Annotated in this window: 13 protein-coding genes; 7 read left to right on the forward strand and 6 right to left on the reverse strand. The window is 60.1% G+C overall.

What is annotated here, in order from left to right; genetic code table 11:
* Nucleotides 1-216 precede the first annotated feature (216 nt).
* The gene (locus tag RY113_RS15385) at nucleotides 217-1,230 is read right to left on the reverse strand and encodes a hydroxyacid dehydrogenase (RefSeq protein WP_315915265.1); all 1,014 of its coding nucleotides are present in this window, start codon (nucleotides 1,228-1,230) and stop codon (nucleotides 217-219) included.
* 79 nt (nucleotides 1,231-1,309) lie between these two features.
* Nucleotides 1,310-2,008, reverse strand: coding sequence for a response regulator transcription factor (locus tag RY113_RS15390; protein WP_315915266.1), 699 nt, complete (start codon nucleotides 2,006-2,008; stop codon nucleotides 1,310-1,312).
* 146 nt (nucleotides 2,009-2,154) lie between these two features.
* On the opposite strand from RY113_RS15390, the gene RY113_RS15395 reads away from it, so the two are divergent.
* From RY113_RS15395 to RY113_RS15415, 5 genes are all read left to right on the forward strand, one after another.
* Complete coding sequence (locus RY113_RS15395; RefSeq protein ID WP_315915268.1) at nucleotides 2,155-3,081, forward strand: permease; 927 nt, start codon at nucleotides 2,155-2,157, stop codon at nucleotides 3,079-3,081.
* Nucleotides 3,082-3,292: 211 nt separating this feature from the next.
* Nucleotides 3,293-3,901 (forward strand): FABP family protein, encoded by a 609-nt coding sequence (locus RY113_RS15400; protein WP_315915270.1) that lies wholly within the window; start codon nucleotides 3,293-3,295, stop codon nucleotides 3,899-3,901.
* 64 nt (nucleotides 3,902-3,965) lie between these two features.
* A complete protein-coding gene (locus RY113_RS15405; RefSeq protein WP_315915272.1) occupies nucleotides 3,966-5,063 on the forward strand; it encodes a glycine cleavage T C-terminal barrel domain-containing protein in 1,098 nt (365 codons plus the stop codon).
* Between the two features lie 180 nt (nucleotides 5,064-5,243).
* Nucleotides 5,244-5,819: a PadR family transcriptional regulator gene (locus RY113_RS15410; RefSeq protein WP_110105666.1), complete on the forward strand. Its 576-nt coding sequence runs from the start codon at nucleotides 5,244-5,246 to the stop codon at nucleotides 5,817-5,819.
* Between the two features lie 101 nt (nucleotides 5,820-5,920).
* Nucleotides 5,921-7,426 (forward strand): MFS transporter, encoded by a 1,506-nt coding sequence (locus RY113_RS15415; RefSeq protein WP_315915274.1) that lies wholly within the window; start codon nucleotides 5,921-5,923, stop codon nucleotides 7,424-7,426.
* Here the strand turns inward: RY113_RS15415 and RY113_RS15420 are convergent.
* The 4 genes from RY113_RS15420 to RY113_RS15435 all read right to left on the reverse strand — a co-directional run bounded on the left by RY113_RS15420 (nucleotide 7,365) and on the right by RY113_RS15435 (nucleotide 11,369).
* A complete protein-coding gene (locus tag RY113_RS15420; protein WP_315915276.1) occupies nucleotides 7,365-8,096 on the reverse strand; it encodes a GNAT family N-acetyltransferase in 732 nt (243 codons plus the stop codon). The genes RY113_RS15415 and RY113_RS15420 overlap by 62 nt on opposite strands.
* 310 nt (nucleotides 8,097-8,406) lie before the next feature.
* Nucleotides 8,407-9,432: a 6-phosphofructokinase gene (locus RY113_RS15425; protein ID WP_110105533.1), complete on the reverse strand. Its 1,026-nt coding sequence runs from the start codon at nucleotides 9,430-9,432 to the stop codon at nucleotides 8,407-8,409.
* Between the two features lie 111 nt (nucleotides 9,433-9,543).
* The gene (locus RY113_RS15430; RefSeq protein WP_315915277.1) at nucleotides 9,544-9,948 is read right to left on the reverse strand and encodes a hypothetical protein; all 405 of its coding nucleotides are present in this window, start codon (nucleotides 9,946-9,948) and stop codon (nucleotides 9,544-9,546) included.
* Nucleotides 9,949-10,013: 65 nt separating this feature from the next.
* Entirely contained in the window at nucleotides 10,014-11,369 is a 1,356-nt protein-coding gene (locus RY113_RS15435; protein WP_315915279.1) for a PspC domain-containing protein, read from the reverse strand.
* A gap of 114 nt (nucleotides 11,370-11,483) precedes the next feature.
* On the opposite strand from RY113_RS15435, the gene RY113_RS15440 reads away from it, so the two are divergent.
* Both RY113_RS15440 and RY113_RS15445 read left to right on the forward strand, forming a co-directional pair.
* A complete protein-coding gene (locus RY113_RS15440; protein ID WP_315915280.1) occupies nucleotides 11,484-12,767 on the forward strand; it encodes a PspC domain-containing protein in 1,284 nt (427 codons plus the stop codon).
* Complete coding sequence (locus RY113_RS15445) at nucleotides 12,764-13,420, forward strand: response regulator transcription factor (RefSeq protein WP_110105537.1); 657 nt, start codon at nucleotides 12,764-12,766, stop codon at nucleotides 13,418-13,420. The genes RY113_RS15440 and RY113_RS15445 overlap by 4 nt, the downstream gene beginning before the upstream one ends.
* Nucleotides 13,421-13,449 lie beyond the last annotated feature (29 nt).

Here is a 13,449-nt window from a genome sequence, read left to right on the forward strand (position 1 = left end):
GTTTGAGAGCAGTAAGGCTCACACACAGTGCGTCACTTGCTTGTTTTACCTGCACGTCTGGGGGGATGCACCAGTGGGGTGTCCTCGATACGTTCGATCCGTATGTCCTCCACTCAACCAGTAAGGCCCGTTTCCATTTCGCGGAAACGGGCCTTACTTTTTTGGGGATTAGCGGCCAAAATTTGGGCCCACTAGTTCCAGCCGGCCAGTGCCGACTCAGGCGTGGTGCGCCATGTCTGCGGCGTGGATCTGGGCCACTAGAGGTTTTCCTTCGGTGTACCGGCCAAGATCGGCCAATGCCTCATCCACCATGCGGCGGGTTTCTGCGCCCAAGGAGCCGGCCACATGCGGTGTCAGGATCACATTGGGCAGGTCATACAGTTCGTTATCGGCCGGCAGTGGCTCCGGATCCGTCACATCCAAGATGGCCGTCAACCGTCCTGTGCGGCATTCGGCAAGTAACGCGTCAGTGTCAATGAGGTCCCCACGCGCCGTATTGATGATGGTGGTGTGATCGGCCAAGGCAGCGAGCTCGCGCGCCCCAATCATGTGATGGGTGCTGGGCAGTGATGGCGCATGGATGGAGAGCACATCCACTTGGCCAAGTAGATCCTCTAAAGGCAGGAGCGTGGCACCAGCGGCAGTGACTTCAGCCGGGTCAGCATAAGGATCAGCCAGCAAGATGGTGACGTCCTCTAGCTGGCGCAGCAGGTCCACCACACGGCGGCCTATCCGGGAATAGCCCACAATTCCAATGGTGCGGCCAAGATTCCCCAATTTCCCGCGGGACGCGGCGAAAGAAAGCTCGCCGCGGTGATTGCGGCTGTCGTTAGAGAGCACCTGCGCCCGTTTTCCCGCGAGAATGATGCTTGCAAAGGTGAACTCTGCAACGGGGATGGCATTGGAATCCGCGCCATTGCACACCGTGATCCCACGTTCCCACAGGGCGGGTGTGGCAAAGGTGCGTACAGACCCGGCGCAGTGGAAGACGGCTTTCAAGGCGGGGAGGCGTTCCAAAGCTGGTGCATCCAGCAAAGGAACTCCCCAGCTGGTGATGAGGACCTCTACTTCGGGGAGTTGGTCTTGAATCTCCGGGTGGTCCAATGAATCCGCCCAAAAAGTTCCACAGAGCGAGGCCAGCGAGCGAAGCCGGTCAAGCCGAGACACATCAAATTGTGTGGCGAAGGTATCTGCACTCATGAGGATTAAGGCAGTGGGAAGCTGTGTCATGGCGGAATGGTTCCTTGTGCAAAGGGGATGGCTTCTAAAAATGGGTTCATGCACTCTGGCGATGAAATGTATCTGCGCTTCAGGCGTCCGTCATGGAGCTCTCAGACTGGCGGGAAACACTGAGCCGGTAACCCACGTTGCGGACGGTGCTGATGAGGTTCTCGTTCTCACTGCCCAATTTTGCCCGCAGCCGCCGCACATGAACATCCACAGTGCGGGTACCTCCGTAATAGTCGTAGCCCCAGACTTCGTTCAGGAGCTGCGCCCTTGTGAAGACGCGCCCCGGATGCTGGGCCAGGTACTTGAGCAGCTCGAATTCCTTGTAGGTAAGATTCAGCACGCTTCCATGTACCCGGGCTGTGTAGCTGTCCTCATCGATGACGATTCCGGCGGCCTGAATTTCCTGATGGGTTTCTTCTTCGGCGATGGTTGCTCGGGTCAGAGCCAAACGAATCCGAGCCTCCACCTCCGCCGGCTTGGCCGTGTCAAGAATGACGTCGTCAGCAGCCCACGTTGCGCTCACAATAGCCATGCCGCCTTCGGTAAGGATAAGCAGCAGAGGGACGCTGATGCCAGTGGCTCGGAGTAATTGGCACAGGGACCGGGACCCGGCCAGATCGGTGCGGGCATCAACCATGATGAGCTCGGTGGGGCGGGCATCAAGGAGCGCTGTGGGAACGGCTGGCAGAATATGAATCTCGTGGCTGAGTAGTTCAAGCGCAGGCAAAACATCCACGGAAGTTCCGTGGATGTTGGTCAGCAATAATATCTGCGACATCTCTTCCTAAACAAAGTGCTCATTTAATGCGCATCTTTGGGCCTCGAACCAGTTGCAAAGCCTGCCTGGCATGAGCGTAAAAAACTAAAACGCTCCGCCACAGGTTTGTTCCACAGTGTACCGGCAGAATAGGGCAGGATTGATGTGTGAAGTCATCTATAGCCGGACTTATTGGAATCATCGCTTTGGCACTGCTGGTTGCCGGGCACTCCCTGGGCCTTGAATACGCTGTGGGGGTGAGCATGGCTCTGGCCGTGACGTTTGGTTACGGATGGCCGCATTATCTGGCCATCCCGGCCAAGAAAACGTTGGGCACCGTGATCGCCTTGACGGGTGCTTTGGCGGCCTTGACCGCTGGACTGAGCGCGGGCAAGGACTACCTTTCGTGGACAGCCATCTACATTGCGCTCGGTTTCGGCGCCATCATGGTGGTGCAGCTGATCCGCGGCACGGGTCAAAAGCGCCGTTTGGAGTCCACCTTAGGTGCCGGTGCCGGTGTGGCCATGGCCGGGTTTGCCTGTGGCTGGGTGGCGTCCTTTAGATTCCTGGGCGAGCCGGGGATGACGGCCATTGTTGCCATCAGTGCCGCTGTTGCGCTTCTTGCCGGGATGCTCCCCTGGCCGGATAGGGTCGCGGCCCCGCTGGCCATAATCTTGGCGGTGCTGGCGGGACCTTTGGCGGCGCTAGTGTTCTCCGATGTCCGGATTGTGCCGGCCGCCGTCCTGGCTATTGTGGTGGCCTCCATCATTGCTGCATTTAGGCGGCTGCGGACTCTGGGCACACAGCTGGCCGGGGATGCCATGCGAGACGCCCGAGCCGCCGATGAGTTGATCGGTGAAGTCAGCGTCCACATAAGTGCCGCCGAAACGCCTGCCGAGACAGCAACTGAAGCGCCTGCCGAAGCAGCAGCCCAAAGTCCCTCTGAAACACCAGTGGAATCTCCAGCTCAGGCACCCCGTGAGGCACCCGCACTAACCCCAGGGCGCATTTTTGGTGAGGTAGCCGCTGCCTTGGCGCCCATTGTGTCCATCGGCTCAGTCGTGTACTTCGTGGAGAAAATCCTGCTGTCATAAGTGAGCGAACCCCTACCAGCTAAACGGCCTTCTAGACGCGGTGCCTGCGAATGAGTCAGGAACGCTGCGCAGATCATTGTAGGATGGCATTATGAGCGTACTTGCCTTGGAAATTTTCTTCATCTGCCTGTTGGTTGTGGCCGGAGTGGCCATGGCCTGGTTTGCCGGACTGGTGGTGTGGCGCTTGTTCAAGGGCCAGCAGTAATTCGCCATGGCCATTGAAATCCCCACGGACCTCACTCCGGAACTGGTGCCACTTTCGTGGCTGCTGGGCACTTGGGAAGGTGCCGGGCGGCTCGGTGCCGGCGAAGAGGATTCGGAACACTTCACCCAGACGGTGACCTTCAGTTCCAATGGGCTGCCCTACTTGCAGTACACGGCCCAGTCTTGGCTAACGGATGAGAACGGCGCCACTTTGCGTCCCCTCTCCGTGGAAACTGGCTTCTGGCAACTTGACCGCGCCTTGAACGAATCCGACGGTGGCCCGGGAATGGTCCCGGCGGACATTGTCCCGGCTCTGCGTACGGCGGACGACGTCGAAGCCTTGCGCAATGCTGACGGTGGATTCGACATCATGGTGAACATTGTTCACCCCGGCGGCATCTCGGAGCTGTATTACGGCGCCATCAAGGGACCGAAAATTCAGCTTTCCACCGATGCAGTCATGCGCGGTGCTGGCGCCAAGTCCTACACCGCCGCTACCCGCATCTTTGGCCTTGTCAACGGTGACCTTTACTGGCGCTGGGACGTGGCTGCACAAGGTAGGTCGTTGGACGTGCACGCTTCCGCGGTGCTCCATAAAGTTTCCACCCAACCCTAGGTACCTGCCCTCCGCCCAGGGTGCTCGCTGGAATAGGCTCCCAAGAGAAGGCGTTGCAACCGGTATGAGCTATTTGAGTCCTTTGTTGAACCGTTCCGGCGCCGTGGCAGCAGGCGGCCTTGATGCCGGCGTTGCCGCCCACTATGGAGATCCGAACCGTGAGCAACGGCTTCTGGCCGGATACCTGGGGAAGCCGCCCAGCGCCGTCGTGGATCTATCTCACCGCGGAGTGGTGACTGTCAGCGGTCCAGACAGGCTCAGCTGGCTCAATACCCTCTCCTCCCAGGAACTGAAAAACCTATCTCCCAGGGTCAGCACCGAGTTGCTGATACTGACCGTCCAAGGACGCATCGAGTACGACGCGCGGGTGCTTGACGATGGCGAAACCACCTGGCTGATTGTGGAGACTGCCGAAGCCGCTCCGCTGGCCCAGTGGCTCACCTCCATGAAATTCATGCTGCGGGTGGAGATTGCCGATGTTTCGCCAGACTGGGCCGTGGTTGGTTCGGTAGCCGAGGTTCCTGAATGGTCTGACCGTACGGTGTGGCAGGATCCTTGGCCCCATATATCTGCCGGTGGCTACAGCTATGCGGCTGTGCCTGAGACGGAGCATCCCGGCCTGGAACGTTCTTGGTTTGAATACCTGATCCCAGCCGCGGAACTGGTGGCGGCGGTGGGTCAGCGCCCGCTGGCAGGAGCGTGGGCTGCAGATGCACTCCGTGTGGCTGCGTGGCGACCCCGGAGGGGCGCGGAAACTGACGAGAAAACCATTCCCCACGAGTTGGACTTGATCCGGACGGCAGTGCACCTGAATAAGGGCTGTTACAAGGGGCAGGAGACGGTTGCGCGCGTGCACAACCTGGGGCGGCCTCCGCGCCGATTGGTGTTCTTGCAGTTAGATGGTTCGCTGCACACCCTGCCCGCGGTGGGCAGCGAAGTCTTAGTGGACGAGCGTGTGGTTGGCACCGTGACCTCCTCGGCGCAGCACTACGAGATGGGGCCCATCGCCCTGGCTCTGATCAAGCGTTCCGTGGACCCGGAGGCCGTCCTGATTGTCAATGACGACGGCGAACAGTACCCGGCCAATCAGGAAATCATTGTTGCCACTGACGCCGGACAGGTGTTGGGCCGTCAAACAGGATTCCTGAGGGCTCCTCGCTAAACCGGGCTCCTCGTTAGACCGGGAGGCGCTGGCTTTCTGTGCCAGCTGAAGTCCCGGCCGCAAAAACTTTCATCACAAGATCCCTTCGGGCGCTAGTGACACGTTGCTATTCCATGTGGAATAGTTGAGCTGGAACAATGCTGGGGAAGGCCGCGGCACTAACGGAAGAGGCGGGTGGGCATGGCTGAGCTAAAACACTTGACTCCTTTGGCCATGGCGGCTCTGGGGTTACTTGCAGAGCGTCCCATGCACCCCTATGAGATGTACCAGTTGTTGATTGACAGGCATGAAGAGCGTCTGCTGAAAATTCGACCAGGAACGCTGTATCACGCAGTGGGCCGGCTGGCGGATGCGCACATGGTGGAAGCTTTGGGGACCGCCCGGGACGGTAAACGCCCCGAACGCACCACATACGCGTTGTTGCCGGCAGGGCGGCGCAGGCTGAGCGAGGTGTTGTGCGAGGACCTCGCGCAACCCGCCGAGGAGTATCCGCGGTTTCCTCAGGCACTGTCAGAAGCACATAACCTGCCGGCTCATCTCGTTATTGACCTGCTGGAGCAGCGCCTGCCAGTTCTGGATGAAAAATTGGCCATGTTGGGTGCGGATAGGGAGTTGGCCAAGTCCCGCGGGGTTGACCCGGCGTATTGGATCGATATCCGCTACCAAGAACATATGGTGCGGGCCGAACTGGATTGGGTGCACGGGTTCATCGCACGGTTGAAGCAGGCCGACCTCTCGTGGCCGGGCACAGGGTAAAGACCTTATTCATCAGCGCCGCGAAGCATCAATAATTAGCCAGCTGGGCCCCAACGGACGCCAGTGCTTTGAAACAAATTTCGATACTTAAGGAACAACCCATGGAAACCGTGGCAAAACCGTGGCCCGCGTTATGGGCGCTCGTTCTGGGATTCTTCATGATCCTGGTGGATTCAACCATCGTCTCGGTGGCCAACCCCAGGATCATGGAGGGCTTGAACACTGACATCAACTCAGTCATCTGGGTCACCAGCGCCTACCTTCTGGCGTACGCGGTACCGCTCCTGGTAACAGGGCGATTGGGAGATAAATATGGTCCCAAAAACCTCTACCTCGTGGGTCTGACGGTCTTTACGCTCGCCTCACTGTGGTGCGGACTTTCCGGAGACATTGGCACATTGATCCTGGCCCGTGTGGTCCAGGGCCTCGGTGCAGCGATGATGACCCCGCAGACCATGGCTGTCATCACCCGCATCTTCCCCCCTGACAAACGCGGTGCCGCCATGGGGCTGTGGGGTGCTACAGCCGGAGTCGCTATGCTGGTGGGCCCCATCCTGGGTGGCGTTCTTGTTGATGGGTTTGGCTGGGAATGGATCTTCTTCGTTAACGTCCCTGTGGGTATCATTGCGTTCGCAATGGCCTGGCGCTTGGTGCCTAAGCTGCAAACCCATGACCACACTTTTGACATGCTGGGCGTGCTGCTGAGCTCAGTTGGTCTGCTCCTGCTGGTCTTTGGCATCCAGGAAGGAGCCACTTACAACTGGGGCACCATCAAGGGCCCGCTCAGTGTCTGGAGCCTTATCATCGCAGGGATCGTCTTCCTGATTGCTTTTGTCTGCTGGCAGGCCATCAATAAGGGTGAGTCACTGGTTCCGCTGCACTTGTTCAAGGTACGTAATTTCTCTCTCGCTAACATTGCCATCACCTCCATGGGCTTCAGTGTGACGGCCATGAGTCTGCCGTTGTTCTTTTATTACCAGCTGGTCCGGGGCATGAGCCCAACGCAGTCCGCACTCATGATGGTGCCCATGGCTTTGCTCTCGGGTATCTTGGCCCCGTTTGTGGGCAAGCTTATAGACACCGTCAACCCACGCTATGTGGCCTTCGCCGGTTTCATTCTGATGTCTATCTCGCTGGCCTGGACGGCGTCCCTGATGACCCCGAACACGCCTATCTGGCTGTTCCTGCTGCCAAGCGGGTTGTTGGGCATTGCCAGCTCCGGCATTTGGGCTCCGTTATCCACCACGGCCACTCGCAACCTGGGGCCCCGTGAGGCTGGGGCTGGGGCTGGGGTGTACAACACCACGCGGCAGATCGGCTCCGTGTTGGGAAGCGCGGCCATTGCAGCATTGATCTCGGCCCGTCTGGCGGTTGAAATGCCCGCCGGTGCGGGTGGGGGAATGGCGGGGGAATCAGGACCGTTGCCGGAATCTTTGCAAGCTGGGTTCTCCGCCGCCATGGCCCAATCAACTCTGCTGCCGGCGGCCGCTGTACTGCTAGGTGCGGCCGTGGTCATCTTCTTCGCCAAACCCCGTGAAGTTTCGGCTATTTATGCCGAGTTTGACCACTCTCAAGAGAAATCCGGGTCAGTAGACCAGCCACACTAAAACCCACGGCCACGGCCAGGGAATGCGCCGCAGCGTTGTTGATATCTGCCCGCCACTGCACTATCAATCCAGCAGAGAGCGCTTCGTGGGCGGCAATGCTAGTGGCCAGGTGTCCCAGTCCCTGGCGGCGGGAGTCCGGGGCCACCAGTGTGCCCAGCTGAGCCAGCAGCCCTTGATACTCGGTGTAGGCGCTACAGGCGAGAGGGCCGGCGTCGGGCGTTCCTGACTCCATGACCGTGAACTTGTGCTCTCTGCTGGAGAGCGCCACATCGTTGACGTCATCTGGCGGGCACAGTGATTCAAGCGCCGCAGATTCAAGCTCCCCGGTGGAAACGTGGACGGTGTGTGCAGGCTGGTGTAACTCCAGCTCATCCGCGTAATAGAGGGCCTGCGTGCCCAGACCCCGGCCGCCGCTATGTCTGGTCAGCCGCAGCATGGTGGAGTGATCGCTGAGCTCATCGTCACTGTAGGCGGCCGCAGCGGCCAACAAATGCGCAGGACCCCTGAGGACTGACTGGTCCCAGAGCCGCAGGAATGTTAGTTCGGGCCCGTCGACGGCGCGGGTGAGCCTGCCGTCCCTGCGCTCCGACAAGAGCGAATCGACAGGCAGCCCGAGGCCCCGTTCCCAGGCAAGGAAAACTATGGGCGCTGAACTTAAATCGAAGGTCATGGTTCAACGTTAACGCCCCGCGAGAGTGAATGTAGAGCGAATGCTGCGGGCTGGCTAACACTCGAGTGTGGCCCAACTCACAAGACGCGCGGTTTTAGGGTGGAGCCATGCGCAACTGAGCCGGAAAGTAGGGTGTTTACCACTCGCGTTTTAGGGAGCGTGATCTCCCTGCGATAGCTGTGCACAATGTGCCTACTATCAACTCTCTGGGGGAGTGAACTGCTCCCCGAAAGTTGTACTGAACAATTCAGTTCCTTACTTTGGGGCGCAGTTCAGCTGCGGCACATTTTTGGTTCCACACTAGGATCGGTCAGCCGAAGAGGATGGCCGCCTCGTCATAGCGGTGCTGCGGAACCGTCTTCAGGTTCCCCAACGCGGCCTCGAAGGGTACGTGCTCAATCTCGGTGCCCTTGAGCGCCACCATGGTGCCCCAGCGGGCTTCCACAACAGAGTCCACGGCAGCCATGCCCAACCGGGTAGCCAGAACGCGGTCAAAGCTAGAAGGAACGCCGCCACGTTGAATGTGGCCCAAGATAGTGGCGCGAGTTTCAATCCCCGTGCGGGCTTCGATCTCGGGGGCGAGCTGTTCACTGATGCCGCCCAGGCGGGGACGGCCAAAGGTGTCCAAGCCCCGCTCGGAGTGGGCGGAGTCCTGATGGTCCGGAACAAACCCTTCCGCCACCACTACCAAGGGTGCACGGCCACGTTCGTGCGCTTCTTTCACCCATTCAACAATCTGGTCCATGCTGGTGTTCTGCTCCGGGATCAGCACAGCGTGCGCTCCCGTGGCCATGCCGGCATGAAGGGCGATCCAGCCAACGTGGCGGCCCATGACCTCTGCGATCATGCAGCGGTGGTGGGATTCGCCCGTGGTGCGCAGGCGGTCAATGGCCTCCGTGGCAATCTGCACGGCAGTATCGAAACCAAAGGTGTAGTCCGTGGCGTCCAGGTCATTATCAACAGTCTTAGGTACACCGACGATCTTGAGCCCAGCATCGGTCAACCGGCGGGCGGCAGCAAGCGTACCTTCGCCACCAATGGCGATGAGTGCGTCAACACCGAGACGTTCCATGTGGGCTTTGATGACTTCGGGGCCACCGTTGCCTTCAAAAGGGTTGGTGCGGGAGGTGCCCAAAATGGTACCGCCCTGCTTGGATATGCCGCGCACCATCTGACGGGGAAGGTCCATGACGTCGCCTTCAACCACTCCGCGCCAGCCATCACGGAAACCAACAAATTCATGTCCGTAGCTCTTGATGCCCTTGAGCACGATTCCGCGGATCACAGCATTCAGGCCAGGGCAGTCTCCGCCGCTGGTGAGAATTCCAATCTTCATGAGTAATAAAGTCCTTTGAGGGATGGATTCAATGGGGTTTTTGAGCGCACCATTGAGCTCCTCTGTAGATCATTCTAGACGCTCATGTGATCCCGGCAACTTCAGGCCCAATCAGTGGAGGCCACGCTGCTTCTTCATCCTGGTGAACAAATTGATTGCGCCGCCGGCCACCATGGCCACGCCGGCACCCAGCAGCAGCCACATGGCCGTAAGTCCCGGGTCCAAATTCAGGTGCAGTTGGGTGCTGAGAATCAGCAAAATCCCAAGGACAAGTACGACGGCGCCAAACACGATCGTTCCCACGCGGGCCGGGTGCCGCCCGGCTTGTGGGACGGTGGGCAAGTCAGCTGTGGCAGCGGTTTTTGAGCTGTTCTTCGGTTCGGTACTGCTTGCGTGTGCACGGGCGGGGGCCTGTTCTGATAGGGGCAGTGGCGTGGAGAAGTACCCGGCAGGGGGCGGTGAGACGGTGTTGGCTGTGCCCTCGGGGCTCTGGGGCGGTTCTATGGGATGGGACATGGTGTTCTCCGCGATTTCTCTCAAGGGACCCTGTGTGAGGTTCTGCTGGTTTCTGTCCGGGTGATTCATGGTGTTGGAACCACGTGGATCTCAATGTTGGAGGCTACGCCTTCCAACGTGATTGCGAGCCCGTAGCCTGTAGCGTCCAGGTTGATGTTGCTCGTGGTGTCTTTCACCAAGCCACTGCCAGTTGTTTTGCCGTCCACGGTCACAGCCGCTGCAGCCAGTTCACTCTTCACACTGACGGGGATATTCTCCGGCACCAGGATGGTGACGTTGGATGCCACCAAACTCAGGGGTATCCGGACATTCTCCGTCAGGGGTGAGTCACCGCCGGGCTTGGCCGCTCCATTCCCGGCCGCTCTATTCCCGGCCGCTCCCTTCCCGGCCGAGACAATCCCGGTCAGGTCAATGGTGCCGTTGCCCATCAGGACAGTGCGGCCAGTTTGCGCGGCACTGATGGTGGCGGGAGACCAGTCGGCATTGCTGAATGAGGCGATGTTTGGCTGTGGCAAACTCAACGCCCCGGCCACTACCAAAGCAATGACAGCGAACGTGCCGAGTCCGCCCGCAGTGCGGCCGGCAATCCCAGCCACCACAATGCCCACGCCCGCCACAATGGCTGCTGCAGCCACGATGATGGCGCGGGGGTGCGTCCCCAAATCGATGACGTTGCTCGCGTTCAACAGCAGGAGTGCAGCCACCACCACCGCGGCAAGGCCCAGCACCAGCAAGCTGCTGGCAAAGCCGAGCCGGGGCGTCTTCTTGGTAGGGGGCTTGGTTGTCTGTTGGCCTTGGCGCTTCACGTACTCGTCGGCGCGCGGGGTGAACGTGCGGGCATAAACATCTGTGGGTTGGGGCTGGGTTTGGGGCGTCGCAGAGCTTTGCCACGTGTGCCCGTACCAGGGTTGGCTGGCATTGCTGCCCCGCTCGTCCCTGCCACGGTAGGAAAACCAGTAGATGGCCCACACGATGCCGCCGATCCAAATGATCGGCCAGAAGAACCAGCCGCTGTTGCTGTCTTGGAACGTGCCGCCTCCGGATCCTCCCAGCCCCAATAGTGTGGCTGCGGCGGCTCCTGTCATTCCGGCCGACCAGTGGCCTCGGCCCACCTCCTGAACATGGATGCGGCCGTCCGGTTCGGGCAACAACGCCCACGCCACACCGTAGGCGAGCAGCCCGATGCCGAAGAACAGGGTCAGCACAATGGCAAGGCCACGCACGATCACGGGGTCGATGCCCCACTTGTCGGCTAGCCCGCTGCACACACCGCCCATCCAGCGGTTGGGCCCGCGCCGGATGCCCAGGCCGCGGATCCATTGGAAGAATCTGGCCGAATCGGGGTGAGGCAGCGGGGGAGGGGCAGCGTGGCCAGATGGCTGCTCTGGGGAGTGCTCCGGACTGTCCTGGGAAGTATTCATGCTTCAATCCTGCCCTCTGCGGGGTCGCGGCAACATGAGGTGTCACCCTGAAAGAACCCTGAGGTATCCCCGAGAAACACTGCGGCAGTCCCCGGGCCGTGCTTGGATTGCTGCATGAGCGTAAAGATGTACCGCACACAGGCCCGTGTAGTTGCCGGAGTTTGTGGCGGCCTGGCCGTGCACCTTGGCTGGAATGTACGGATGGTGCGGGGCATCATGATCGGTGCCAGTTTCTTCTTTGGCGCCGGGATTGTCTTCTATGGGTGGTTGTGGTTACTGGTTCCTTTGGAAGGCGACGCCCCAGAGCAAGGCGGCAGGCTATTGGACGCTGACGGTAACCCACGGCTGGCGTTGTTCCGTCCCGCGCCCGAAGCGTTTGAGAAGGATAACTCTGGCAACAGCAACCCGGCCCGCAAACCGGTTCCCTTGGGGTTTAGGGAGGTGGCAATCGGGGGAGCACTGGTCATTGCGGCATTCATCATCTTCGGGCAGCAACAAGGCTGGGATTTGCGTCTGGGCACTTTGATCCCGCTCCTGGTCATTGTTTTGGGCGCAGTGTTGGCGTGGATGCAATTGGATGACACCCGCCGGGTGGGATTGCTCAGCGCAACTAAAATGAACACGCCCATTGCCATGCTGCGTCTCGGTGGGGGGCTGGCCCTTGTTATTACCGGGCTGCTCGTCATTGTTGCCGGGTCCGGCTCATGGACGTTGCTGTGGTCCTCCGTGGTGGCCTCTTTGGCTGTCCTTGCAGGAGTGGGGCTCGTCCTGGCTCCGTGGGCCTTGAAGTTCTGGCGTGAATTCCAGAGCGAAAGGGCCGGGCACATCAAGGAGAGCGCGCGGGCCGAAATTGCGGCCCACCTGCACGACTCAGTGCTGCAAACGTTGGCCCTGATCCAGAAAAGTGCCCACTCGCCGACTGATGTGACACGGCTGGCCCGTGCCCAAGAGCGCGAACTGCGAGAGTGGATTTATCAGGACAGCACCCATAAGTCCGGGGCCTTGGTGGAGCGCATCAAGTCGGTCTGTGCTGAGGCTGAGGATATTTACGGGCAGGCAGTGGAAGTGGTGGCCGTGGGAGACACCGAGCTGACGGAGCGTGGTAACGCACTGGTGCAGGCGGTTCGAGAAGCCGTTTTGAACGGTGTCCGGCACGGCGGGACGGCAGTGTCTGTGTATGTGGAAGCAACGGCAAAGGGCGTTGATGTGTTTGTGAAGGACAGAGGGGCGGGCTTTGATGTGCGGACGGTTGCCGCAGACAGGCTGGGAGTCCGGGAGTCCGTCGTCGGGCGCATGCAACGCAACGGTGGGACGGCTGAGATCATTAGCTCGGTGGAAGGCACCGAAGTACGGTTGCACCTGCCCTATGAAGCAACTGCCACGGAGGAAGCCAAATGACTATGCCGGCAACACCCATTACGGTCGTGATTGTGGATGATCACGCCATTTTTCGCTCCGGATTGAAGGCCGATCTGGACCGGGACATCCTCATTTTGGCTGAGGCCGCCACAGTCGAGGAGGCGATTGCAGCAGTGACCCACCACCAGCCGGATGTGGTCCTGCTCGATGTGCACCTGCCGGGTGGACGGGGCCAGGGCGGGCGGGAAGTCATTGCTGGCTGCACGTCGCTGCTGGCCGGCACCAAGTTCCTGGCGCTGAGCGTCTCGGATTCGGCCGAAGACGTGGTTTCCGTCATCAGGTCCGGTGCGCGCGGTTATGTTACGAAATCAATTTCCGGCGCCGAAATTTCTGATGCGGTGCGGCGCGTGGCTGGCGGTGACGCAGTATTTTCACCCCGGCTGGCCGGCTTTGTGCTCGACGCCTTTGGCACAGCCGAGGTGGCCGTGGAGGACGAGCTGGACAAACTTTCCGCACGCGAGTTGGAAGTCATGCGTTTGATTGCCCGCGGCTACTCATATAAGGAAGTGGCGAAGGCTTTGTTCATCTCCATCAAGACCGTGGAGTCCCACGTTTCGGCCGTACTGCGTAAGCTGCAGCTCTCCTCACGCCATGAGCTGACCCGCTGGGCCGCAGACCGCCGCCTGCTCTAACAACCCAAAAGCGCGCCCGCCTCCCACAT

The organism is Arthrobacter sp. lap29 (assembly GCF_032458965.1).
GTDB lineage: Bacteria > Actinomycetota > Actinomycetes > Actinomycetales > Micrococcaceae > Specibacter > Specibacter psychrochitiniphilus.